20 protein-coding genes are annotated in these 26,434 nt (G+C 27.7%); 5 read left to right on the top strand and 15 right to left on the bottom strand.

The genetic code is table 11. The annotated features are described in order from the left end of the window. Positions 1-287 precede the first annotated feature (287 nt). From MSCUN_RS07370 to MSCUN_RS07360, 3 genes are all read left to right on the top strand, one after another. Entirely contained in the window at positions 288-836 is a 549-nt protein-coding gene (locus MSCUN_RS07370) for a nicotinamide-nucleotide adenylyltransferase (protein ID WP_095608242.1), read from the top strand. A 74-nt stretch (positions 837-910) separates the two neighbouring features. After that, a complete protein-coding gene (locus tag MSCUN_RS07365; protein ID WP_109583038.1) occupies positions 911-2,080 on the top strand; it encodes an HD domain-containing protein in 1,170 nt (389 codons plus the stop codon). Between the two features lie 4 nt (positions 2,081-2,084). Then, a complete protein-coding gene (locus MSCUN_RS07360; RefSeq protein ID WP_095608241.1) occupies positions 2,085-2,333 on the top strand; it encodes a pseudomurein-binding repeat-containing protein in 249 nt (82 codons plus the stop codon). 252 nt (positions 2,334-2,585) lie between these two features. Here MSCUN_RS07360 and guaB read toward each other — a convergent pair whose 3' ends face one another. The 11 genes from guaB to rnz form a co-directional block, all read right to left on the bottom strand. After that, complete coding sequence (guaB, locus tag MSCUN_RS07355) at positions 2,586-4,070, bottom strand: IMP dehydrogenase (protein ID WP_095608257.1); 1,485 nt, start codon at positions 4,068-4,070, stop codon at positions 2,586-2,588. A gap of 236 nt (positions 4,071-4,306) precedes the next feature. Next, complete coding sequence (locus tag MSCUN_RS07350) at positions 4,307-5,011, bottom strand: (5-formylfuran-3-yl)methyl phosphate synthase (protein ID WP_095608240.1); 705 nt, start codon at positions 5,009-5,011, stop codon at positions 4,307-4,309. Positions 5,012-5,073: 62 nt separating this feature from the next. Further along, positions 5,074-5,223, bottom strand: a complete 150-nt coding sequence (locus MSCUN_RS08350; protein WP_170104112.1) for a hypothetical protein — start codon at positions 5,221-5,223, stop codon at positions 5,074-5,076. Between the two features lie 21 nt (positions 5,224-5,244). Continuing rightward, positions 5,245-6,819 carry a phenylalanine--tRNA ligase subunit alpha gene (pheS, locus tag MSCUN_RS07345; protein WP_245837628.1) on the bottom strand — a complete coding sequence of 525 codons (1,575 nt, stop codon included), beginning with the start codon at positions 6,817-6,819 and terminating at the stop codon, positions 5,245-5,247. A gap of 62 nt (positions 6,820-6,881) precedes the next feature. Continuing rightward, entirely contained in the window at positions 6,882-7,811 is a 930-nt protein-coding gene (locus MSCUN_RS07340; protein ID WP_095608239.1) for a triphosphoribosyl-dephospho-CoA synthase, read from the bottom strand. Between the two features lie 270 nt (positions 7,812-8,081). Then, positions 8,082-9,056 carry a porphobilinogen synthase gene (gene hemB / locus MSCUN_RS07335; RefSeq protein WP_095608238.1) on the bottom strand — a complete coding sequence of 325 codons (975 nt, stop codon included), beginning with the start codon at positions 9,054-9,056 and terminating at the stop codon, positions 8,082-8,084. Between the two features lie 97 nt (positions 9,057-9,153). Then, positions 9,154-10,041: an agmatinase gene (gene speB / locus MSCUN_RS07330; protein ID WP_095608237.1), complete on the bottom strand. Its 888-nt coding sequence runs from the start codon at positions 10,039-10,041 to the stop codon at positions 9,154-9,156. 136 nt (positions 10,042-10,177) lie between these two features. Further along, positions 10,178-11,740 carry a replication factor C large subunit gene (locus MSCUN_RS07325; RefSeq protein ID WP_095608236.1) on the bottom strand — a complete coding sequence of 521 codons (1,563 nt, stop codon included), beginning with the start codon at positions 11,738-11,740 and terminating at the stop codon, positions 10,178-10,180. Positions 11,741-11,743: 3 nt separating this feature from the next. Next, positions 11,744-12,709: a replication factor C small subunit gene (locus MSCUN_RS07320; protein ID WP_095608235.1), complete on the bottom strand. Its 966-nt coding sequence runs from the start codon at positions 12,707-12,709 to the stop codon at positions 11,744-11,746. A gap of 295 nt (positions 12,710-13,004) precedes the next feature. Next, on the bottom strand, positions 13,005-13,607 hold the full coding sequence (locus MSCUN_RS07315; protein WP_095608234.1) for an SHOCT domain-containing protein: 603 nt from the start codon (positions 13,605-13,607) through the stop codon (positions 13,005-13,007). Positions 13,608-13,847: 240 nt separating this feature from the next. Next, the gene (rnz, locus tag MSCUN_RS07310) at positions 13,848-14,780 is read right to left on the bottom strand and encodes a ribonuclease Z (RefSeq protein WP_095608255.1); all 933 of its coding nucleotides are present in this window, start codon (positions 14,778-14,780) and stop codon (positions 13,848-13,850) included. Between the two features lie 175 nt (positions 14,781-14,955). Between rnz and nadC the strand changes: the two genes are divergently transcribed. Beyond that, positions 14,956-15,798, top strand: coding sequence for a carboxylating nicotinate-nucleotide diphosphorylase (nadC, locus tag MSCUN_RS07305; protein WP_095608233.1), 843 nt, complete (start codon positions 14,956-14,958; stop codon positions 15,796-15,798). Positions 15,799-16,090: 292 nt separating this feature from the next. Beyond that, positions 16,091-16,489, top strand: a complete 399-nt coding sequence (locus tag MSCUN_RS07300) for a hypothetical protein (protein WP_095608254.1) — start codon at positions 16,091-16,093, stop codon at positions 16,487-16,489. Between the two features lie 339 nt (positions 16,490-16,828). Here MSCUN_RS07300 and MSCUN_RS07295 read toward each other — a convergent pair whose 3' ends face one another. The 4 genes from MSCUN_RS07295 to MSCUN_RS07280 form a co-directional block, all read right to left on the bottom strand. Further along, positions 16,829-21,841 carry an Ig-like domain-containing protein gene (locus tag MSCUN_RS07295; protein WP_095608232.1) on the bottom strand — a complete coding sequence of 1,671 codons (5,013 nt, stop codon included), beginning with the start codon at positions 21,839-21,841 and terminating at the stop codon, positions 16,829-16,831. A gap of 133 nt (positions 21,842-21,974) precedes the next feature. Further along, positions 21,975-23,129 (bottom strand): hypothetical protein, encoded by a 1,155-nt coding sequence (locus MSCUN_RS07290; RefSeq protein WP_095608231.1) that lies wholly within the window; start codon positions 23,127-23,129, stop codon positions 21,975-21,977. Between the two features lie 358 nt (positions 23,130-23,487). Continuing rightward, on the bottom strand, positions 23,488-23,763 hold the full coding sequence (locus MSCUN_RS07285; RefSeq protein ID WP_095608230.1) for a hypothetical protein: 276 nt from the start codon (positions 23,761-23,763) through the stop codon (positions 23,488-23,490). 611 nt (positions 23,764-24,374) lie between these two features. Then, positions 24,375-26,354: a glycosyltransferase gene (locus tag MSCUN_RS07280; protein ID WP_109583036.1), complete on the bottom strand. Its 1,980-nt coding sequence runs from the start codon at positions 26,352-26,354 to the stop codon at positions 24,375-24,377. Positions 26,355-26,434 lie beyond the last annotated feature (80 nt).

Here is a 26,434-nt window from a genome sequence, read left to right as displayed (position 1 = left end):
ATTTTTATATTATATTATTTATTTTCTAATATTTATATTCTTTATGATTATAATACTAAATTTCTTTTATTATACGAGTTATTCTACCCTTATGATGATATTGTATTTTTCTTTCGTATTTCTAGCTATATTTAATATTTTTATTGCTTTTTTGTATATAAGAGGTGATTTTCTCTTTAAAGTATATATATTATTAACTACTATATGATTTAAACAATTAGGAATATTTTAACTTAATTTTTAAAAAATATTTTATAGAATATAAAAAGATTTGGGTTTTTATTATTATGAACAAAAAAAGAGCTTTACTTGTTGGAAGAATGCAACCAGTACATAAGGGTCATCTTAGTGTTATACAAGAGACACTTAATGATGTTGATGAACTAATTATTGGTATAGGAAGTGCTGAGAAAAGTCATACACCATCAAATCCTTTTACTGGTGGAGAAAGAGTACTTATGCTTACAAAAGCATTAAGAGAATATGATGTTGATCCATCACGTTATTATATTATACCACTTGAGGATATTGCATGTAATTCATTATGGGTAAGTCATGTTAAAATGTTAACACCACCATTTTGTAAAGTAATATCTGGTAATGGACTGGTTCAACAACTATTTGAAGAAGAAAATATACCATATAATGAACCACACCTATTTAACAGAGAAGAATTCTCAGGAACTGAAGTACGAAATCGGATGCTAAATGATGAAGACTGGGAATCTCTAGTTCCAGAATCTGTGGTAAAAGTTATACATGAAATAAAAGCAGTTGAAAGAATTAAAAAAATACATAAAAAAGAAGTTAGCGAACTTATAAATGAGAAAAAATAAGTAAAAAAAAATAAATTTTATATTTCTTTTAACAAATACAAAAAAAATAATAATTAAAGGAGGGAGAATGGTTTATGGGATATATAAGAGATAGTATACATGGAGATTTACACTTAAATGATTTTGAACTAGAAATACTAGATACTGTTGAAATGCAAAGACTAAGACGTATAAAACAACTAGGATTTACAAACCTAATATATCCTGGAGCAAACCATACTCGCTTTGAACATTCAATAGGAACACTATTTCTAGCAGATAAACTAGCAAAACGATTAGGATTTGATTCTGAAATACAACAACTACTAAGAATATGTGGTCTTCTTCATGATATAGGACATGCACCATTTTCACATGTGACAGAACGAGCATTAAAACATAAACATGAAACAGTAACAAAACAAATAATAAAAAATTCATCAATAACAGATAAACTAAGCCAAAAATTCGATCCTAAACTTGTAATGAACATAGTAGATGGAAAAACATCATATGGAAAAATTATATCAGGTGACCTTGATGTTGACCGCATGGATTACCTTAAACGTGATTCATACTATACAGGAGTAGCATACGGAGTAATAGATACAGAACGACTAATTTACAGTCTAACATATGATAATAACGAACTACTCCTATCAAGTAAAGGAGTTCAAGCTGCAGAATCAACACTACTAGCCAGATATTTCATGTATCCAACAGTATATCAACATCATACAACCAGAATCGTAAATGGAATGTTTAGAGTAGCTATAAAAAGCATGTTAAATGACAATGTTATTAAAGAAGATGAACTACGCTACCTTGATGATGGAGAACTAATAAACATAACCAGAAACACAAAAGGAATAGCACAACAAACCATACAAAACATAGATACACGACATCTATATAAAAAAACTGATACAATACCATTAACAGAAATTACAAATCCTGAAAAAGTTGTAAATATAGATGAAAAATACCTCCGCGAAGCAGAAGTAGAAATTGCAGAAAAACTCGACATAAACCCTGAATGTGTAATACTTGATGTACCTGAGGAATTATCATTTAAAAAAATGAACACAAAAGTACAAACACATAATGGACTTAAACCCCTAAATGAAGTATCACCAATCATAGAATCACTAAAAAAAGCACAATACAAATACGCAGATATAGCACTTTTCATGTCAAAACAAAACAAACAAAAAGCAGAAGAAAGAAATATAAAAATAGAAGATTATCTTACACTACCAACGTGATATTATGAAATATAAAAAACAAATAAAAAAAGAATTAACAAAAACAGAGTACTCACAATTTGTTAAAAAGGTAATAGACTATAATCGCCAAAATGGTAAAATGCCAGAATACATAATAACACAAGATGATAACACAAAAATATATAAAAATGAATACGTAGATGCAATAGAAAATGTTAACAAATTCATACTAGAAAATGACCGTGAACCTGAAAAAGTTGTAATATATGAAAAGAAAAATAGCACACTATAAAAAAAAGTGGGCTAATTTTTATCAAATATCCTCATTTTCTAATGACCACCCCTTAAATTTTTACTTTTTTTTGAAAAAAAAATCATTACTTAATTTATATTTACATCTTAAAAAAATAATAGTAAATACTTATTTTATAAAAAATAGTTTATAACTCGAAAAAATAATATTTAAAAAAAAAAGTTTATTAAAAAAAAAGGGGGAATTTAGTAAAAGGAGGTTAATATTTTAAATTATCCCAAAGGATATCATTTAACTTCTTGGATTATAATTTGGACTTTCATTTGTAATTGTTATATCGTGTGGATGGCTTTCAAGCATACCATTTGCTGTTATATGTACAAGTTCTGCTTTTTCATGCATTTGTTTTATTGAATCTGCTCCTACATATCCCATTGATGATTTAAGTCCTCCCATAAGTTGGAAGATTATTTGACTTGCAGCACCTTTATATGGTACTACTCCTTCTATTCCTTCAGGTACGAGTTTTGTTGAATTCATATTACTACTATTTGAGTTTTGGAAGTATCTGTCTTTTCCTGCTCCTACTCCACCTGTCATTGCTCCAAGGGATCCCATTCCACGGTATTGTTTGTATTTACGTCCATTACGTATTGTCATTTCACCTGGTGATTCTTTAGTACCTGCAAGTAGACTTCCTACCATTACAGCATTTGCTCCTACACAGAGTGCTTTTGCTATATCACCTGAGTATCTTAGTCCCCCATCTGCTATTACTGGTACTCCATAGTCTTCTGCAACATCTGCTACACTTGATACTGCACTTAGTTGTGGTACTCCTACTCCTGCTACAATACGTGTTGTACAGATTGATCCTGGACCTATTCCTACTTTTATTCCGTTTATTTCAGCTTTTAGTATGTCTTCTGCAGCTTTAGCTGTTGCAATGTTTCCAAGAAGTACATCAGATTCTACGTTTTTATTCATTTCACGTACTGATTCTATAATATCTGTTTTATGTCCATGTGCTGAGTCTATTGCTATAATATCAGCTCCAGCATCACTTAGTGCCATTGCTCGGTCAATATCAAATGGTCCACATGCTGCTGCAACAAGGTATGTACCACGTTTATCTCGTGCTGCATTTGGGTATTGTTTGTGTTTTAGTATGTCTTTCATTGTTACAATACCAACAATTTCATCTTTTTCTGAAACTACAGGTAGTCTTTCTACTTTATTTTCATATGCAATATCTAATGCTTTTTCTGTTTCTGTTCCTTCTGATATTGTTACAACATCTGATGTCATTACTTCTGATACCTTATTATGAAGGTATTTTCCACGTAATGGTTTTATGTCACGACGGCTGATTATACCTACTACTACATCATTATCATCTACTACTGGAAGTCCACTTATTTCTTCCATGTCCATGATTGCTTTTGCTTCTTCTGCTGTTTCATCAGGTGATATTGTGATTACTTCTTTAACTGTTAGTTCATTTGCTAGTTTTACTTTTCGTACTTCTTTTACTTCATCATCTACTGTGAGGTTTCTGTGTATTACACCTAGTCCTCCTTCACGTGCTAGTGCTATTGCCATTTGTGATTCTGTTACTGTGTCCATTGCAGAACTTACTATTGGTATGTTTAAGTTGAAGTTGGTTGATACTTGTGTTTTTAGTGTTACATCTTTTGGTTCTATTGATGAGAGTCCTGGTTTTATAAGGAAATCATCAAATGTATATGTATCTTCAGCTTTTGTTAATTTATCCATATATTTGTTTGTCAAAATTATAATCCCCCTTTTAAAAATATAATAATATTATTCTTCATATTTTTTTATAAAAAAAATTCTCTTTTTGTATTATGTAATTAAAATCTTTTTTCCTAATGCTATTTTTTTTTAAATATAAAAAAAAAATTTGTAAGTTTTGTGTAACTTTTTATTTTTTTGGAAAAAAGGTAAATAAAAAAAATTTATATTAGTATTATTTCTATTTAATTTTATAATTAAATGTTTTCTTTTAGTTGTGCTACGAGATCTGCACTAATTGTACCTTTGTTACGATCTCCACCAGTACATACACATCCACGTACACCCATGATATCACAATCTACTTCTTTAAGCATTTCTATATCATTTGCATTTACAGATCCTGCTAGTGCTACTTTTAGATTATAATCATGTGCAGCTTTTGTAAATTGTGCTAGTTGATCTTTATTTAAATGATCTGTCAGACGATGTCCATCTTTAATGTATGTATCAAGCATTGCAAGATCACATCCACTATCATATGCAACTTTTGGTATCATATCATATTCTATTGACCCAATCTTATAAGCATCAGCATATCCACATGCAACAACTGTTATTGTATCATCATATTCTTTTATTGTTTTTACAACATTACTCATTACATCCATTGCTTCATCATAGTTTTCAGGTCCATATAATCCTACTTTAATATAGTTTGATCCTGAATATGCAGCACCCAGAGCGGCTAGTGATACAGTTGCTGGCTTATATGGTACATCTCCTATTGTTGTACTTACAATAATTTTATTATCTGCATAGTCACTAATTTCTCGTATTATCCATGGAAAGTTTGCACCTAATGATCCTTCTTTAGGATTTTTAACATCTAGTATGTCAGCTCCACCTTCCCAGGCTGCTTTTGCTTCATCTAGATTTATTGCACTTACAAGTAATTCCATTAGTATTTCACTCCTTTTAGTAGTTTTTTTAAAAAAAAGAAAAAAAGTATTATCTTTTATCTTTAGAATACTTTTAGTTCTTTTAGAAGCTTATCTCTTTCTTTTTTTAGTGCTTCTATTTTTTCCTGGTTTTCATCGTTATTTTCATTTTCTAACATTTTTATTGTATTAGTTATTGCTTCTAAGTTTAATTCTAGTGTATTATATACCATTTATATCCCTTCTATATTTTTTTAGTATTGTTTTATGTTACGTGTTACAGGCAAGTTTCTTAGCCATCCAATATCACTTTGATAAAGCATTCTTATATCTTCTATTCCATATCGTATCATAGCTAGTCTTTCAATTCCCAGTCCAAATGCTGCTACTTGTGTTTTAATTCCAAGTGGTTCAAGTACTTCTGGTCTAAACATTCCAGATCCACCAAGTTCCATCCATTTTCTTTTTTCAGGTACATATATCTCTGATTCTACAGATAAGTATGTGTATGGGAAGTATGCTGGTCGGAATCTTACTTTAAATCCTAGTTTTCGGTAGAATTCTTTTAATATTCCAAGTAGATTTTTAAAGCTCATATCTTCTCCTGCTACAATTCCTTCTACCTGGTGGAATTCAGGGAGGTGTTTATAGTCGATTGTTTCACGACGGAATACTCGTCCTATTGAAAACATTTTAAGTGGTGGTTCATTTTCATTTAAGTGACGAACAGATAGTCCTGTTGTATGTGTTCTTAGTACAATTTGTCGTGCTACATCTTCATTCCAGTTGTATTGCCATCCTGTTGAGCCTGTGTTTCCTCCATGTTCATGTTCTGCTTTTGTCATCTTAACAAGCTCAGAATCTGGTAAGTCTGCTTTTGGTGGATTTTTTACATAGAATGTATCCTGCATTTCCCGTGCTGCATGATCTTGTGGCTGAAATAGCATATCAAAGTTCCAGAATGCTGATTCTAGTATTGTTCCTTTTGCTTCATCAAATCCCATATCTATGAAGATACTTCTTATTTCTTCTATTGTCTGTTGTAGTGGGTGTATTTTTCCAGGATAATTTTTTGGTGCTGAAGCATTAATATCATATCCACGGTAGTGAAGATTTTTCCATTCACCAGTTTTTAGTTGTTCATGTGTTAGTTGTGTTGCTTCATCTTGTATTTCAAAGCCGTGTTCTATTATTTGTTTTCCTTCATCACATAGACTAAATGTGAAGTCTTGTTGTGTTTTTATATTAAAAAGTCCTTTTCTTTTGCTGAATTGTTTTTGGATTTTTTTATATTCTTTTGGTATTTCATTATCTGCTATGTTTGGGTGTTCTTTAAGGTAGTGTAAAAATTGTATTTCAGGTAGTTGTGTTATGTTAATTGTAATAGCTTCAGGTTCAATTTTAAGATTTCCTTTATCTATGTGTGCCCAGTGGTTTCGCATGAGTGTTCCTATTGCGAAGTTCATTTGTTGTTTTGTCACACCAGCTTTTTGTATTACATCATCCATTCCTACTTCTTTAATTCCTTCTTTTTCGTATTCTTGAAGTGCTTTTAGTATTCTGTGTTCTGGCAGTCCATTTTCTGCATAATCTAGTCCTTCATCTGATAGGTTAATTATATCAGTTGTATTTTTATTCATGTTAATAATATTTTTACTTGCTAGCATTCCTGCTGCACTTGTTACTGCTTTTGATGGGATGTCTAGTTTTTCTGCCATTTCATCAGGTGTTAAGTTTGGATCTTCATCGAGTTGTTTTAGTAGTTTTTTTTCATAAAGATGAAGTTCATTTATGGTTTTATCTATTTTTTTAATTGTTAATTCCCCCAAATTATTCTTATTATTTTTTTTTGTGATTATATTAAAAAGGTATAATTTTTTCAATTTCTTTTCTATATTCCTGTTATGGAATATTTATCAACTAATCCTACAAATAGTGATGCAGCTGTGAAGTCTGCTGTTGTACCAGGATTGTAGTTGTTTTTACGAAGGTATGTATCAAATTCTTTTATTTTTTTAAGTCTCTTGCTACTTGCAATTTCACTATTTTGTAGTATTTCACATGCTTTATCTGATACTTTTTGTGCTGTTTGATCACCATACTTACGATTTATTAGAGTATCAGTATTATATGCTAGAATTGTAAGATACACCTCAAGTGTCACATCATTTACTGAGTAATCTTTTTCATACTTAGCATATGTAGGATAACCATATGTTGATATTACAGGTAATTCATTTACTAGTTCATAAGCTATTTTATCATAGTCTTGTGACATTTTAAGTAAGTCATAGATGTTAATATGATTATCACGAATCTCATCAAGAGTATTGCTATCATTAACATCATATTCTTGTGGCTTATTATCCAGTCCTCCTGCATCAGCTATGTTTATAGCTTTCATGAGTGCGACTGCATCTTCAGTTTCTGTGTTTTTTATAATTGTATCAAGTGTTTTTTGGAGGTTATTTATTGGATTTTCATCAACTAAAGCACCAAATGTAGCACATATTGGTATTAATAGCATACTTATACCAAGATTAGTATTTGTATGTGTAAGATTATGTGTACTTCTCACAGATTCAAGTATACATTTACCAATTCCTACCTGATTTAACATATAAGGATATGATTTATGTCCATTATATGCTGCTGTATTTAGTGGTCCTCGTATACATGCACTACTTATAAGAAAATCTTCAAAAGTCATATTACTAAAATCCCTGGTTCTATGTACATTACCAGCCTTTGGATATCCACTTACTTCAAGTAGTGTTGCTATTTCACCTAATTTTGCTATATCTTGAGTACTTAGATTCATCAGATGTTCTCCTAAAAATTAAATATTTAGTTTATGAAAAGTATAAAAAAAAATTTTTTATATTATTAAAAGTTTATTAATAATTAAATTTATGTTAAAACAATATAATTAATATTATTATAATATTATGTAAAAAGAGATTTTTTTTATGAAAAAAGATAATAATATAGATTTATAATTTATAAAAATAAACTTTTAGAAATTAACTTATAATACTAAAATAAAACACAAAAAAAAGTTGGGGTGGAGGATTATAATATATAGATATTCCTATTTTTCCAGATCTTCAATGATCATTGGTACAAAGTAGCTTATTATCATATCTGCCCCTGCACGTTTAATACTTAAGAGTGATTCATACATAAGATCTTTTGTTATGTAGCCTTTTTCAATTCCTGCCATGATCATTGAGTATTCTCCACTTACCTGGTATGCTATTGTTGGCATTTTAAATGTTTGTTTAACTTCACGTAAAACATCTAAGTATGCTAGTGCTGGTTTTACAATTATTGCATCACAACCTTCTAGCACATCTAGTTCTACTTCACGTATTGCTTCATTGAAGTTTCCAGGATCCATCTGGTATGATTTTCTATCACCAAAGCTAGGTGCTGAATCTGCAGCATCCCTAAATGGTGCATAATATGTTGATGCATATTTTGCTGCGTATGAAAATATTGGTATGTTAATATATCCATTTTCATCAAGTGCACTTCTTATTGCACTTACACGTCCATCCATCATATCACTTGGTGCTACAACATCAACTCCTGCCTCTGCATAACTTACTGCTATTCGTCCTAGATATTCTAATGTTGGATCATTTTGAACATATCCATCATCATCAATTATTCCACAGTGTCCATGATTTGTGTATTCACACATGCACACATCTCCTATTACAACAAGATTTGTTTCTTCTTTTAGTTTTCGTATGGTTTGTTGTATTATACCATCTGGGTCATATGCACTTGATGCTACTTCATCTTTATGATCTGGTATTCCAAAAAGTATTACTGATGTAAGTCCTTTTTGTTCTAATTTTTTTGCATATTCTACTGCATCATTTATGCTATAACGGTATTGTCCTGGCATTGTTGGAATTTCTGTTGGATTTCCATCTTGAGCTTTTTCTTCTATATAAAGTGGATAAATGAAATCTCCTATATCTATGCTTGTTTCACGAAACATGTCACGTATTTTTTCATTTGTTCTCATTCGTCTTAGTCTAGTTGTTGGAAACATTGTAATTCTCATACTCCTATATTTTTTTTTATTTTTGTATTATTTGATTTTTTAATACTTAGTTTATGTTTTTATATTCCATCTAATAAAAACATGTTTAACTTTTATGTGTAAGAAAATCATAGATAACTTTTGCTGCATTAACACTTGTAGGATCTCCTATTGTATTTGATGAAACTTCAACTACATCAAGTCCTATAACATCTTTTTTACAGATTATAGCCATCATATCTTCTAATTCAAAAGGTGTGATACCACAACTTGCTGGAGTTCCTACAGATGGTGCATATGCTGGATCTAAAACATCAATATCAACACTAATATATAATGGATTTTCAAGATCCTCCAAATAATTTAATACATTTTGTATGTTATCTTTAATATCATAACTTGTAAAATAATTTATATTATCATGTGATTTTACATATTCAAATTCATCATATTCCGCTGATCTAATACCAAGTTGTGTAATATCTTTTGGCTTAAGCTCATGTAAACGTCTTAATACTGCAGCATGTGAGAATTTCTCACCCATATATTCATCACGCATATCAAAATGAGCATCAAAATGAATTATACTCATATCATGATAAAGATCCTCATCATACTCATAAATACCACCAAGAACACCATTAGTTATTGTATGTTCTCCACCCATAGCAATAGGTTTTAAATCCATTTCAAGTAAACTTTTTACAGTATCTTTTATCATCATATTAGTAGCCATATAATTTCCATTATTAACTTGAACATCACCAATATCATAACAAACAGCAGATACATCCTTATTAAATCTCATATTATATGATTCAAAATTATATGAAGCTTCCCTAATTGCCTTAGGACCATAACGTGATCCTGCCATATAACTTGTTGTACTATCAAATGGAACACCAAATAAGCCATAACCACCAGGAATATAATCATCATCATCTAGTGATTCTGCAAATGCAAAATTCATCATATTATCAGCATAAAAAAACATTGTTTTATCCTCCAAGTTTTATATAAAATTTTTAAAAAAAAATAGTTGTTTAAAAAAAAATAGTAGTTATGTATTATATCTAAGTAAAAATTGTTATTAGATTTAAACTCATCATATAATACATTTCTCTTTTTTATTAGAAGTCAAATAAGGTTGTTTGTTTAGATTTAGGTTTCTTATCCTTTTTTTCTTCTTCAGGTTCTTCTTCTATTACTACTGTTTCATTTTTTATTTCTTCTTCTTTTGGTTTTTTGATTGTTGGTATATCTGATATGTCAAGTAGATTTTGATCTTCTATTATTTCATCTTCTGTATCTATTGCTTTTTCATTGGATTTAATTTCATCTTCTTTTTCATCTATTGTCTCTTGTAAGTTTAGTTTTGCTAGTTTTTCTTGTTCTTTTTGTTTTTTAAGTCTTTCTTGTAATTGTTTTTCATGTTCTTTTTGTTGTTTTTGTAGTTCTTTTTCACGTTTTTTACCTACTGATGCTGGTATTTTACGAGAACGGAATAGTTTTACTTCATCATCTGTTAGTTTAAAGTATTCTTTAAGATCATATGCAACTTCATTATCTTCAAATAATACACTATAATATGGTATATGTGCTTCTAGCTGTTTTGGTGATGTATGAAGTTTTCTTGACATTTTCTGTGTTACATCACGCATTAAGTTTCTATTTTTCTTAGATTTTGAAAGACGTGAATAAACAGTTGAATTTTTATATGGTACAAATTTCTTATATGTTTCAGCTTTTGCATCTGCTACTCCTCGTCCCATAAATAAGAATGCATACTTCCAGTAGGTGTAATCTTGTGTTCTAAATGCACGACCTAAATTTACATCTGCAAGTGAAATCATCTCATATGCACGTGCAATTTCTGCTACATTTTCATATTCACGTGGTATGTTTTCAGCAAGTAGTTCAATAAGAAATTGTGGTTCTCCATCTGTATTCATTGCATCTTTCACATGTTCTGGATTTTTACTTTTAAGAATTGTCCTGAGTGTGTCAAATACGTTTTGTTTTATGTTTTTTTCAGATACTACATCAAGATTTTCTTGTGTTATTTTATTATCATCTACTATTGCCTGAAGTGTTGTAATTGCAGAACGAAGATCACCATTTGATTGTTTAGATAATTTAACTAAAGTATCAGGATCATAATCTATACCTTCTTTTTGACATATTCGTTTTAGTTGTGCATTTAGTGAATTTGAGCGTATTTTTGTAAATTTTAGTACTGTTGCATTTCTTTTTATTGTTGCAATATTTTTACTGTAAGGATCATTTGCCATTAGTATTACTGGTTGTTTTGCATTTTTTATTATTTCATTTATTGCACGGCTTCCTCCCCTATCATCTCGTCCTGAGATTCCATCTACTTCATCTATTATTATTAGTTTTTTTCCATCTTGAAACAGGCTTTGGGTTTGTGCTGATTCTCCAACACTTCTTTTAATTATGTCGTATGATCTTTTATCACTTGCATTTACTTCTATTGTTTCTGAAAAATATTCATCTCCTACTAGATGTGCCATTGTTGTTTTTCCCACACCTGGTGGTCCTACTAGTAACAATGGTGGTTGTGATTCTCCACGTACCCATTCTTTAGCCCATGATTCAATTTGTGCTTTTAGTTTTGTATTTCCAAGTACGTCACCTAATGATTTAGGTGCATATTTTTCTACCCATTTCACTTTCTATGCTTCCTGTTTAACTATTAAGAATTTACTTAGTAATGCTTCAATTTGTAGTCTTGCATTTGATCCTTCACGTATCCGGTAGTCACATTCACTCATGTATTCCATGAGTTTTATGAAGTCTGTTTCTGGTATTATTTTTTCATTTGTCATCTTATTTACTTCTTGATACATTTGGGATATTAGGTCATCTCCACTTACACCATCCATGATCATTATATCACGTAGTTCATCTCGTGCTCCCATGAAGTCATGATCTAATGCTTTCATTATCATTTTACGTACACTTTTTGGTTTTGCACGGTTTATTACATCAAGTACTGCTTCTGTTGTTACACTCTTATCTGATGTTGTTGATGCTTGGAGTATGTTTATTGATTTTCTCATATCTCCTTGTGTGAAGTATACAATATCTTCTAAGGCTGAATCTTCAACTTTAAGGTTTTCTTTGTCTGCTATTACTCTTAGTCTTTTTATGATTTGTCCTGCTTTTATTGGTGTAAATCTAAATATTGCACATCTTGACTGGATTGGATCAATTATCTTTGATGAGTAGTTACATGAAAGTATAAATGATGAAGTTTTTGTATACATTTCCATTTCTCGTCTTAGTGCTTGTTGTGCATCTTTTGTCATGTTGTCTACTTCATCTAGGAATATTATTCTAAATGGTGCTCCTACTGCTTTTAGTTTACAGAAGCTTTTTATCTGATTTCGTACTGTGTCAATTCCACGTGCATCTGATGCATTTAGTTCTAGGAAGTTTTGTTGCCAGTATTCACCGAGAAGTGCTTTTGCTAGTGCTATTGCACATGTGGTTTTTCCTACTCCTGCTGATCCTGTGAACATTATGTTTGGTAGTGCTTCTTCTTCAACATAACGTTGTAGTCTTTTTACGATTTGATCTTGTCCTATTACATCATCTAGTGTTTGTGGTCTGTATTTTTCTACCCATGGTATATTCATAATTATTAAATCCCTCGTGTAAAATTATTATGTTATAAAAATTATTAAGTTTTTTGATTAAAATTTTTTTTTATTATAAAAAGTAAATTTTGCTATTTATTATATGTGTTTTTTATTTGATTTAATTTTATAGAAATTTATGTATGTTAAAAAAAAATTAGTTTTACTTAGGATATAATAATATTTTTTTTATAATAACAAAGTTTTGTTTAATTATATTAATTTAAAAAAAAAGTTAAAAAAAATGGTGGGGAATGTGGGTATACTGATTTTTATATTATTATTCTTTTTTTTCTTATAAGTTTAAAAGTCTTTGTTTTTTAGCTTCAAATTCTTCTTTTGTTATAATTCCATCTTTGTATAGTTCATGGAAGCGTCTAATTGCATCTGCTGTATCTTCTACTGGGAGTAATGGTGTGTCCATATTCATTGGATATAATCTTCTCATAGGACTACGTCTTAGTTCTTCATTTACTGGTTTTTTCCATTCTGGTACTGTGTCATATGGTGGTTGCATTTGTGGGTGTGCTGGGTCTGGTGTTTCATATTTTACTGGTTCTGGTTCATCTTTTTTAGCTTTGAGTATTGTGTTGTAGAATCTTTCAAATTCTGTATCGTTATCATCTACACCTTTTATTTCGAGTGTTTGATTGTTTATTCCTATTAGTAGTTTTGGTTCGTTTATGAAGTTTCCAGGATGGAATGTTAATGATGTGATTTGTAGTAGTTTTAGTTTTGGTATGTTTTTTCCTTCATATGATTTAAATACTAGTTCATCATCTTTTAGTGCTACGGATGTTTTTCCATATCCTTCAAGTTTTACTACTCCTACTGCTTTTCCTTCATTTATTAATGGTACTAAGCTTGGGTCTATGTTTTCTTTATCAAATATTGCCATTTTTATTCACCACTTTATGTTAATTTATTTTTTTCTTATAATTTGATTTCTAAATGTTTTTCCATTAGCCTTTCTAGATAATTTACATTTTTTTATAAAATTTTGTATTTTTGGAAAAACATTTTTTTTCTATATTTTTTTTTGCTTTTCTTGTTTTCTAGTATTTGTTTTTTTATGCTTATAAAGTATTACATTATTTAACAGTAATTATTATGATTTCTTAAAAATTGGTTTAATTTTTTATCTTTTAATATTTACTGGTTTTTTATTTTCAATACTTACCATCATAAAATCATTAGCATATGTTGAATTTTCAAATACTTCTTGTGCTTCATCTTCAAGTGGTTTTGAATCTGTAAAACGATTAGATAGGTGTGTGAGTATTAGTTGTTCTACATTAGCCTTTTTTGCAATACTTGCTGCATCATATGCTACTGTATGTCCATTTTCTAATGCTTTATCACGCATATCTTTTGTAAATGTTGCTTCATGAATTAGTACATCAACACCATCTGCAAAGTCTATCATCTCATCTGTTGGTATTGTATCTCCACTAAATACTAGTTTTACACCTTCACGAGGTGGTCCTGTAACCATATCTGGTGTAATAATTGTTCCATCATCAAGTGTTATAGACTGACCATCTTGTAGTTTTCCAAATAAAGATCCTGGTTTTATTCCAAGTTCTATAGCTTTTTCACGTAAGAATTTTGGTTGTCTGATTTCTTCAATTTTATATGCATAATCAGGTACTGTGTGTTTCATTCGTTTTGCATAAATTCTAAAATCCTTTTGTTCATATAATATACATTCATCAGATGTAATTTCATGTACTATAATATCATAACCTATAGTAGAATATCCAAAATGTTTAATATTTTCTATTAGTTGTGCTATTGGTTTAGGTCCATATATGTTTAATGGACGTGTTCGTCCACGAAATGCTAATGATTGTATAATACCTGGAAGACCTAATATATGATCTCCATGAAGGTGTGTTATATAAATATCATCTATCTTCATTGGACTAATTTCTGCTTTCATTATCTGTTTTTGTGTAGCTTCTCCACAATCAAATAAAATCATACGATCTGAAACTTTAATAACAATAGATGTATGATTACGATCACGTGTTGGAATAGCTGATGCTGTTCCTAAAAATGTTAATTCAATCAAAAATAAAACAACTCCCCAAAAAAATATTATTTATAAAAAATTTTTTAATGTTTATTTAAAATTTATATAACTAATAATACATTCAATTTTCGTATAATATAATAATAGATAAAACAAATAAAAATAATAAACAAACGACTCTAAAAAAAACATATTTTGGGAAAAAGATAACATGACCATATTTAGTGATGAAACAATAATACAAAACATATATGATGACATAGGATTTGAAGATATAACAACAAACAGCCTTATAGATGATAATAAATGGGCACAAGCTGAAATAATATGTAAAGAAGATGGAATACTAGCAGGAATAGAAATAGCACACTACATAATAGACTATTTTAATCTTAGTATCTCAAGTAGTTACATAGATGGAGATGAGGTACATAAAGGAGATGTAATACTTGAATATGAAGGTTCAGCAAAAGACATACTAATGACAGAACGTACCATTCTAAATTACCTGATGCATCTAAGTGGAATAGCAACATTAGTACATCAAACAGTACAACGTGTACATAAAAGTAATCCAAACATAAAAGTTGCAGCAACCCGAAAAACCACACCAGGACTTCAAAAATATGAAAAAAAAGCAGTAGAAATTGGAGGTGCTGATAGTCATAGATTCAAACTAGATGATTGTGTCTTAATAAAAGATAATCATATTGAAATTGTTGGAGGAGTAATTGAAGCACTACAAAAAGCACAAGAAAATGTAAGTTTCACAAAAAAAATTGAAATAGAAGTTGAAACACTTGATGATGCAATAAAAGCAGCACTCTTTGGAGCTGACATAATAATGCTTGATAACATGACACCTACTCAAATATCAGAAGTAACAGAAGAACTTAAAAAACGGTATGTACGTGATGAAGTAATAATAGAAGCTAGTGGAGGAATAAGACCAGATAATATAGAAGAGTATGCAAAGCTTGACATTGATGTAATATCAAGTGGATTTATAACAAACAGTGCAACATCATTAGACATGGGACTTGACATAACATAATATTATTCAAATATAAATCTTTCATTAAAATTAAAGATTCAACCTATAATAATAGAAAAACATGTGAATACTATATAAAATATTAAAGGAAAATATTATAAATACAATATCTTTATAAAATAAAAACAACATAAATATAATATAAGAAAACACAAATGAGTATTAAAATAAATAGTCATCACTGTAAAAATTTTATAAGGAGAAAATGAATAAAATGGAAGATAACAACAAAATCGAAATAGATGAAAAAATAACAAACAACGAAGATTTCCCAGAAACAGAAGAACTAGAAATGGACATAGAACTAATCGATGAACAAACAGAAGAAGAAGATGAAAAATTACCATTCGCAAAAGCAGAAGTTATTCGTCTTATGAAACAACACCTCGATGATGACAAAATGATCAGAGAAAGAGTAAAAGTTGAAATGAACAAATTCCTCGGAGATGTACTTGAAAATGTATGTCGTGAACTTAACAAATACCCATACAGTACAGTAGAATACGAAATGCTAAAAGAATCCACATACCCATACACAAACATCACACGTATAAACGAAGAAAAAGAAAGAATACTAAAACACCTAGAAGCAATCAAAGCAGACTGTGATGCACTAAGTATGGACGTAAAATCAACACTCAAAATCAACGATAGACCTGATCAAGAAGAAGACGAAGACGACCTCTTCTAAAAAAAAATAGAAAAAAAAATATAGAACTAACCAACCCACTCCCCACCTTTTTTTAACCACCTTTAATTTAAACACTAATTTTCCTTAAATTACTAATTTTATAATATAGTACATTTCTTTAAGTTTGCACCATATTGTCATATATCCAAAGTTAATGAATTAAGTATTAAATATCCTATTTTACAATTAATTAAGAGTTTTTTAGAAAAAAATTAATTAATAAAATAAGGAATAAAATTGAGAAACACTATAAAAAAAAGAGTTAAATACTGCTATAAAAAAATAATTTCATAAAAAAAAAAGATGAAGGAGGTTAAGTAAAGAATTAATTAAATAATTCTATTCTATTATTAAAGTACTAGTTAATCTACTTGTATTATATAGACTATTTTCACCACATACAACAGTGAAATCATATTGACTATTTCTATATTGTGTTAAATCTAGATTTACTTTTACTGTTCCATTTTCTGCTTTTGTATTTATGATTGTACATCCATTGAATTTTATGCATACTTTCTGATTTGAGTTAATTTTATTTCCATTTTCATCTGTTAGATTTATTGTAATTTGTGTATTATTTGTTCTTTTAGTGGTTGTTGGCATTTGTATTTTTGGTGTACTTTTTGTGATTGTAAGTGTTGCATTTTGTGTTGATTTTTCAGTCATAGTATTTCCACCATATACTGCTGTTATTGTATAGTTTTTAGCTGATAGTTTTGATGAATCAACTGTTAATTGTGCAATACCATTTTCTATATTTACCACACCATATGTTTTTCCATTGAGTTTAAATGCAACTTTACCAGTAGTTTGTATGTTTCCTTCTTCATCACGTATTAGAGCTGTAAATGTTGTTTTACCATTTTCTGATACAACATTTGGTAGTATTATGTTACTATCTAGTTTTATAATGGTTGGATTTATGAATCTTAAGTATTTAGTTGGAACATTTTTGTTTGCTTCATCTATTACTATAGCTTCGATATAGAGTTTATCTCCTTCTTGTCCTGTTACTGTATAGTTTATTGATGCTCTTTTTGATACTATTTTTGATGTTCCTATTGCTTCTCCATTTATATAAAATGTAACATTTCCTTTTGTAATTGCACCTACTGTTATTCTAACTTGTATTGTTATTGTTTCATGAATTTTTACTTCTGATGAAACATTTAATTGTATTATTACTGGAATAATACTAGTTCCATTCATGTTTTCATATACTGGATTATCTACTGTTTCATATATTGTAGATTCTTGGTATACTGCTTTATTTGCACTTATTATATCTGATGATATTTTATTATTTTTTACTGAATTTTCAATTCCATCTATAATTTCCATTGGATAAATTTTTCCTTTACATACCAGGTTTCCTCCTGTTATAAGATTATAACTTGAATTTAGAATTGAAATTGGTATGTTAAGATATGTATATGCTCCTAGATTTATTTTAAAGAATTTATTGTAGTTTGAATTATTTTCAACTAATACTGCTTTATTTCCATCAACTGGCGTTGTAAATTTAATTTGATCTGCTGATATTATATTGTTTGATGAATTAACAAGATGTAATGCTATACATTGATGAGTTGCATCGTTATTTAATTCTATGAATTTAACATAATTATTATTTGAGTTATTTAATAATATATGATTAGTTGATGTTATTTTATTTAGTTCTATTTCATTGTTATTTGAGTTACTTAGTATTATTCCACTTGATTTTGTATAGTTTTGTAATTTTATTTCTGTGATATTTATATTATTTTTATATCCTTTTATGTGTATTGCAATTAGATTTACTGGGTTTGTATTTGTATTTTTTGATGTTATATTCTCTATTGTTATATTATTGTAGTTTCCATTTATTGTTATTAGTGTTGTATCTTCTATTATATTTTCCACATTTACTAATGGTATGTTAATGTTACAGTTATTTGCATTTACTATGAGTTTTGTGTTTTCATATCCTTCTAGGTTCATATTTGTTATGTTTGTATTTTTTGCTTTTGCATCTATGAATATTGTTGTATTTTTAAATCCAGACATGTATGTTCCAATAATATTAATTGGTCTTGTTATATTTAGTATTTTATTATATATTACTCCTCTTAGTTCAATTGATACTCCATATGGTACTTCATCACGTAGATGTCCATTTTCATCAAAGAAATTATTATATGTTTTATCTGTTAGTATAAGATTTTTAAATGATTGCTCTGGTGTGTTTTCAATAATTTTAATATTATTGATATTTTGTATTTCTATTGATTCATCACCAAGTGTGGATGCATATAATTGATTTAAGTAAATTATACTATTTGTTGTATTAATTGTTTTTATACTGTAAGTACTTGTTGATGATACTGAATTTGCTGTAATATAGTTTTCATTTGTATTATTTAGTAATATTGGTGTTACATCACTTGTTGTACGTGATATTATTTTATTAGATGATAATTCTGATTGATTTACATTCATTAAGTTTATAGCAACAGAATTTGTTCCTTCTAGTGTAATATTACTATCTGTTATATTTATATTTGAAACATTAACTACAATAATACCTTTTACATTTTCTCCAACTAAATTAATCATATTTCTATCTAATACAATATTTTCACATGAATCTATTACTATTCCTGTTGAATTAGAAGTTGAGGATAATATTCTCATATAATTTATTGAACCTGTAATTGTTGATGAAATTATATTAAGTGCTATATTTGATTTTGCATTTGTTGTTATATTAGAATATGAAATATATCCTTTTTGATTTACATAATTTATACTATATGCTTTATTACTTCCTGTTGTAATAATAGTATTTCTAGTTATTTCATTAGTTTTTAATGAACCTTCAGGATTTATCATGTTTATTGAATATATAATATTATTTACCCCATTTATAGTACTATAGGATGTTAATATATTATTATGTTCTATATGAAGTTTTGAATCATATGAATCTATAGCTATTGTTGTATTTTCTATATTTTCATTTGCACATCCAATTGTTGTAATATTATTATCTATTATTAATACAGTTGAATTTCTTATTATAATTGTTTTTACACTATTTGTACAGTTTGTTTTTAAATTATTTGCACTTAGTTTAAAGTTTGTTGCATTTTCAACTAGTATTATATTATTATTTGATATGAGATTTGTGTTTTCTATTGTATTATCCTGTGATCTTATTTCAAGTATTGCTTTATTGTTTGTATTTTCTATTGTTATATTTTGCATATTAATTTTTGTATTATTTTCTGTTTTTATTGTAATATTATGAGGTACAATTGTATGATAATTAGTTATCTGTATTGTTCTGTTATTGTTTAATATAAGTGTTTTATTATTTAAATCTCCTATTAATATGTATATTTCACGATCATCTAATGTTTTGATTGTTCCATCATTGTTAAAGTATTGATTATATGTTTCATCTGATATTATACAGTTTTGATATAATGGTGTATTTGATGTGATCATGTTTTCATTTACTGATGTTACTGATTCATCTCCAACAAGTATATCAGCTATTAAGTAGTTGTTTGATATATTATTTAATTTTGTATTATTAATTACTACTGTATTTGTATTGTTTGTTGTAAAGTTTGACTTTGTTATTATATTATTGTCTGAATTTAGAATTACTATTGGTCTGTTATTTGTATTTTTAACTTTTAATCCTGTAATTTCTACTACTGTGTTTGGTCTTGTAGTGATTGTTATATTACATGATACTATATTGGTTGATTGTTGTGTTATTGTTAAGTCTTGGTTTATTATAATATCTTTATTGTTTAATGTATCAATAAGTGATACTTTTTCTATATCTGTATATTCTAGGCGAAGTTCTCCATCATCATTAAAATATTTATAGAAGTTTTCATTATTTATTAATATTAATGATGATTTTGGTGTGTTATTTATAACTGTATTAATTGAACTTGTATATGGTACTGCTCCATCTCCTTCAAATAATGAACTTTTTAAGTAGTTATTTGTTATATTATTATTTTTTGATGTATCAGATATATTTATAGCATACATTTGTTTTGTTGTGATTTTATTATCACAAATTATGTTATTATTTCCTAATATTATTAATGAATCATCAAATGTATTATTTTTTATAACTGAATCATTCATATTTGATTCTATTGCTTGACATGACAGTTTAGATCCTGTGTTATTTTCAATATGATATGTATATGGACCATATAAATATAACATATATTTACTACTACCAGTAGATAAACTTACAGTTATTGTTGAAGGTATTGGAGATTCAAATGTATTATTCACAATGTTTATAACATTAAATGTTTTATTATTATATACATATGATTTCTCTTTATGCATTGAAAAAATACCTGTTGATTTACTAAATTTAGAGTTAGTTATATTAAGAGTACTTTCATCAAAATGAATATCTGCTTGATCATTATTAATAAAGGTACATCCATCAATTACTGTTTGAATATTAAATACATCATATACATCAGCAAAGTTATGTCTACCTGTATTTATTGCTATTCCAGTTCCTGCTTTATATGTACTTGCTCCATCATATCCTATATTATCACGGAATGTTGAGTTAATCACAGTTAGATTATTATCATTTGTTACACTTCCCCAACGTGCATAGTTTTTCTGGAATGTTGAATTAATTATAATACATGTTCCATTATTATATACACCAACTCCTGTATTTCCAGTACTACTTGATTTTCTATTTGCTTCAAATAGACTATTTGTAACTTTAAGAGTTGCTCCATTTTGATTTCTTAAACTTGCTCCTACTCCACCAAAATTATAGTAGAATGTTACATTATTTACTTCAAGATTTCCATAATTATTTACTGCTGATGTATTATATCCTGTAATACTACTTGGTCCTGGATTCCATGTATTTTTAATTGTAAAGTTAGATATTGTTATAAGACCATTACCATGTGTGATGTTCATACCCCAGTTACCTGTTCCTTCATATGGTTCCCATATTTTACCTGAACCCCAGTAATAACCATCTCCACCCATTGTATAGTTTACTTCTCCATCTATACTTGAATTTCCAACTCCAATAAAGTTTATATGAAGATCTCCTGGTACAGTTAAATTAGTATTTCCAAGTCCTTTAAAATTACCATCAAGGTAAATATTAGCTGATTGTTTGTTTGTATTTACAGTATTTATTGCCTTTTGAATTGTTTTAAAGGGACTACTTTGTGATCCTGTATTTATATCTGATCCACTTTGATCTGATACATAGTAGTTATTTATTGTATTATCTTTTTTAGTTGTTTTTGTATTTGGTAGTACTAATTTTGTTTTAATTTCCATTCTACTTTCTTTATGATTATTATTTTCACCATATATTGCTAATACTTTAATTTCACGATTATTCCATGATTTAGGTATTGTAAAGTTTACTGTGGTTTTTCCTGTTATTTTTAGATTTTGTAATGTTTTTCCTTCAATTTTTACACAGATTTTTCCACTTTACTGTATTATTATTTTCATCTACTGGGTTTACAGTTATTTTAAGAGTATTTTCATCAATTATAGTTTTCACATCTGTGGTTGTTGCTATTTTATTTAAATGTATATTTGCATAAGATGTATCTTTCATGAAGTATTTATTTCCACCATAAACCATTGATAATTTATAGTCTTTTGCTGAATAATTATCTGGTATCGTATAATTAAGTTTTGCTACTCCAAATTTAATATTTGTATGACCTATTGTACATCCATTAAGTTTAAATGCTACACGTCCATCTTGAATTAATTCATTGTTATTTGATGTTATTTTAGCTATTATTTGGATTGTTTCTCCTGGTTTTGCTGTAATATTATCAAGTTTAATATTTGTATAATTAGATACAATATTTGCTACTTCAAAATCTTCAATATAAAGTTTTATATCTTCATGTTTTGCTGGAAGATTACTTATATCTATAATAGTACCATAATTATTTTCAGGTGAAAGAACAATACCTGTTGTATTTAATAGATTACTTGATGATTTAATTGTAAATGTTTTATTTCTTCCTAGAACAATATCTGAAATATCTGAGTAATAATAATATTTATCTTTTTTATAGAGTTTTATTGTGATATTATCTGTGTTTTGATTAAACATTTGTGTTGGAAGTTTATCATTAACAAAGAGTGTTAAATCTGTATTTGGTTTTCTTAGATAAAAATTTGAAGAAGATACTGGATATTTAGTTAAACTTTCACCATATGGTGAATTAAATATACAATTTGTTATTTCTGGATTTGAACTAAATTCAAAATAAATATCAGTACCTATTTTATCTGAAACGAAGTTATTTGTAAATTCACAATAACTTATATTAGCATATGTTGCATTATTTCCAACATATATTGCTCCACCTCTAAGGGACATATTAGTATTTGAATTATTAATAAATTCACAATAACTCATATTCATATATATTCTCTTATCATATGTATGTTGATTAAAAGATAAAGCTCCTCCAAATGAATCTAAATATTTACCATTATACTCTGCAGTTGTAAGACATGCTGAATTATTAATAAAACTTGAATTGAAAATTATTAAGTTATTACTACAATCTACTGCTCCTCCACTTATAGACATTATATTACTTTTTATAGAATTATTTATAAATTTAGTATCTGTAATATTTAATGTTGCATTTGAGCATAGTGCTCCCCCATTTGAATCACTAAATCCATTTATAAAAGTGATTTTACTAATTTTTATTATCTGATTTAAATTATTGAAATTAAATAATCTTGTCTTATTTTCACCATTAAATATTGTTTTATCTACATCTTCACCTTTCAGAGTTATATATTTTGTTTTTGAAGTATTATCTGATTTTAGTTCTTCTGTGAATGTGTAATTTCCATTTTTTACATTTATGGTGTATTCTGTTGTGTCATCCCCATCTGTTTGGATGTTATTCCAAGCAGTTTTAAGAGTTTCATAATTGTTAGCTGTTTGTATTGTTTCTACTGTTTTTTTTAGTTTGTTTATCAGTTTTTATTTGTTTTTGTGTTTTATTTTTATTCACAATAGCTACTTCAGTATTTTGTTGTTTTGAAGCTTTTGTTATTACTTTTTCTAATACCACATCACTCGGAGTATTCAATGTCATATCATCTGATACTGTTGTATTATCTACATCTGTTGCACTAATTGTTCCTACTGATATAAATAATAAAAGTAATGTTAATATTAGGAATAAAAATTTACCATTCTTATTCATAAAAAATCATTTTCCTCCAATTAAATAATTAAAATATTATATAATCGAACTTCCAATTTTTTTAATAAAATTAAGGAAATTTAATTAAAACTAAACATAATTTGAATAGTTAACTTAGAATCTACCAATATTAATATATTAAAATACTTTAATTAAAAAATAAGAAAATATACACACTCAAAGTATACAAAATAAATTTCCCCCCCCCCCCTTTCTTAGTTAGAATACTAATTATATCTTTTAAAATATCATTGAAAATAAGTTTAAATAAAAATAAGGAGGTTATATTATTGAATAAGTATTTAAATTAGTTTCTAATTTTCTATTGTTAATATGCTTATTATTCTTTTTGAATTGTAAAATTGTTGTTTCACATGTTACTATCAATTGTTCATATTGTAGATTTTTTTTTATATTTTATTAAGTTAAGATTTATTGTTGATATTCTATATTAATTGTTGTAGTTGTTATCGTATTTTGTTGAGTTTTATTGTAAGTGTAGAGTTGTTCTTTTAAGTATTAATATCTTAAGATTTTATAAAAAAAAGAATTTAAAAAAAAAGAAGATAATTCTAAAAAGATGATTTAAAAGTTATTGAATATAACCTTATTTATTCATCATTTAGTTGTTCATCATAAATATTAATATATTCTGATACCATGGTTTTTCTATCTTTAATATCAATATCTAAAACTTCCCCTTTAAGCTTATTATACTTAGCATTATCTTGACAAAACTCTAAAATAGTATCATAAGCCTCTTTTGGATCTTCTGGTATTATTAATCCTCCACCATTTTCACCTACTCGTTCTTTAAGTGCACCTATATTCATACATATCACAGGAACACCATAATACCATGATTCACTCAAAGTATAACAAAATGTTTCAGGACATATTGAGAAAATTCCAATAAAGTGTGGATTAATTTCCTCAACAAGACTTCTAAATTCAAATCTTTCATATATACCATGAACAACTCCAATTTCTGATAAATCAATATCTTCAGGAGCATTACCCATAAAGTGTAGTTCTAGACGATTATCTTTATCATAACTTTTAAGTTTAAGAATATAATTAATACCTTTTACTATTGAAAGATGACCAGGAATAAGTATGCGTATTGGTTTATCATCACATAATTCTGGAAGATCTATCTTTTCATCTGTAATATAATCATATCCATGCCCTATCACATCAATTCTATCTTCAAGTTCTGGATAATTATCAACATATATATCACGTGTTGATTTTGATGGTGCTATAATATGATCACAGTACTTAAATATTTCACGGTTTTGTTTTTTCCATGAATCATTAAAGATACGTAGTATTGGATATTCAATTTCTGATTTTCCAATAGTACATTGATCTTCACATATATTCTCAGTAGGTGTACATTTACCTCCACAGAAATTAAGATTATTATCAACCAAGTTATATGCTGGACATATATAATAGAAGTCATGTAGTGATAAAATTATTTTTAATCCAAGATTATGTGCAACTTGTGGAATTCTATGACTAAAAAGTAAATGTTGTATATGAATGAGATTAATATTATATTTTTTAATTACATATTCATACAACTTTTCATACTCATCTAAATTTTCTGGTGTAAAACTAAATGAAGTAGACAAATGCCATGTTTCAAGTAATTCAAAGTAGTCTTTAAAATCTTCCCTTGTGAATGTATAGTCATTAAAGTCACGATCATAATTAAACTTAAGAAGATACACATAATTTACATCATTAATTAAGAAGTAAAAATTATACTTACTACCTGCATATTGCATAATATCAAATGATGTATTGTATGTTCCTCCAGATCCTTTATGTATTACCATTAAAATATTGTTTTCATAAAAAGTTAAATACTTACTTTTAACTTCCCACATTATATTATCCTTATTAATTGGTGAAAAATCAATATCTAGAATTTCCTTCCTAGTTAGTTCATATAGTCCAACATTTTTCATGAAAATTTGTTGCATTCTATCATATGCTACTTTAGGATCTTCATCTAGTATTAAACCTCCACCTTTTGATTTAATTTTATTTGCAACACGTCCATTATAAATTCTAAAGACAGGAATTCCAAGATCCCATGCACGATAAAGTGAATGTAGTGTTGGTTGAACTTCTTTTGTATACATACCAATAAAGTGTGGATTAATTTTTTCAACTAATGTAATTTCATCATATTTATTTGTTTCATAAACAAATCCTAATTCTTCCATATTATATTCATCTGAAATTTTACCTATAAAGTAAAAATCAAAAGTATCATCTACATCATAACTTTTAAGTTCACGTATGAATTCATAGTCTTTATTTTCTATGATATCATCCCATATTAATATTCTTGGTCTATCATGTTTTAAATTAATATCAGATCTAAGTTCAGATGGTGCTTGGAGTAGTCGTTCTTGTTTAAATATCCATGTTTTATCTTTAAATTCTCCATAAATATCCATGTATTTATCATGTATTTCATCTGTATTAAATATTATACGTGATACATTTTTAAATACATCATACAATTCATAATCTAAGTTAAGGTAATACTCATCATATATAGAAATTATCACATTATTATCTTTAACATCTATGATGTCATTTAATGTTAATAGGTGATCTTTTAATTGTATGATATGTGTTGTATCTATCT

The sequence above is a fragment of the Methanosphaera cuniculi genome, from assembly GCF_003149675.1.
GTDB classification, from domain to species: Archaea; Methanobacteriota; Methanobacteria; order Methanobacteriales; family Methanobacteriaceae; genus Methanosphaera; species Methanosphaera cuniculi.
The sequence above is the reverse complement of the archived record's forward strand: the minus strand, read 5'-3'. Positions and strand labels throughout refer to the sequence as shown.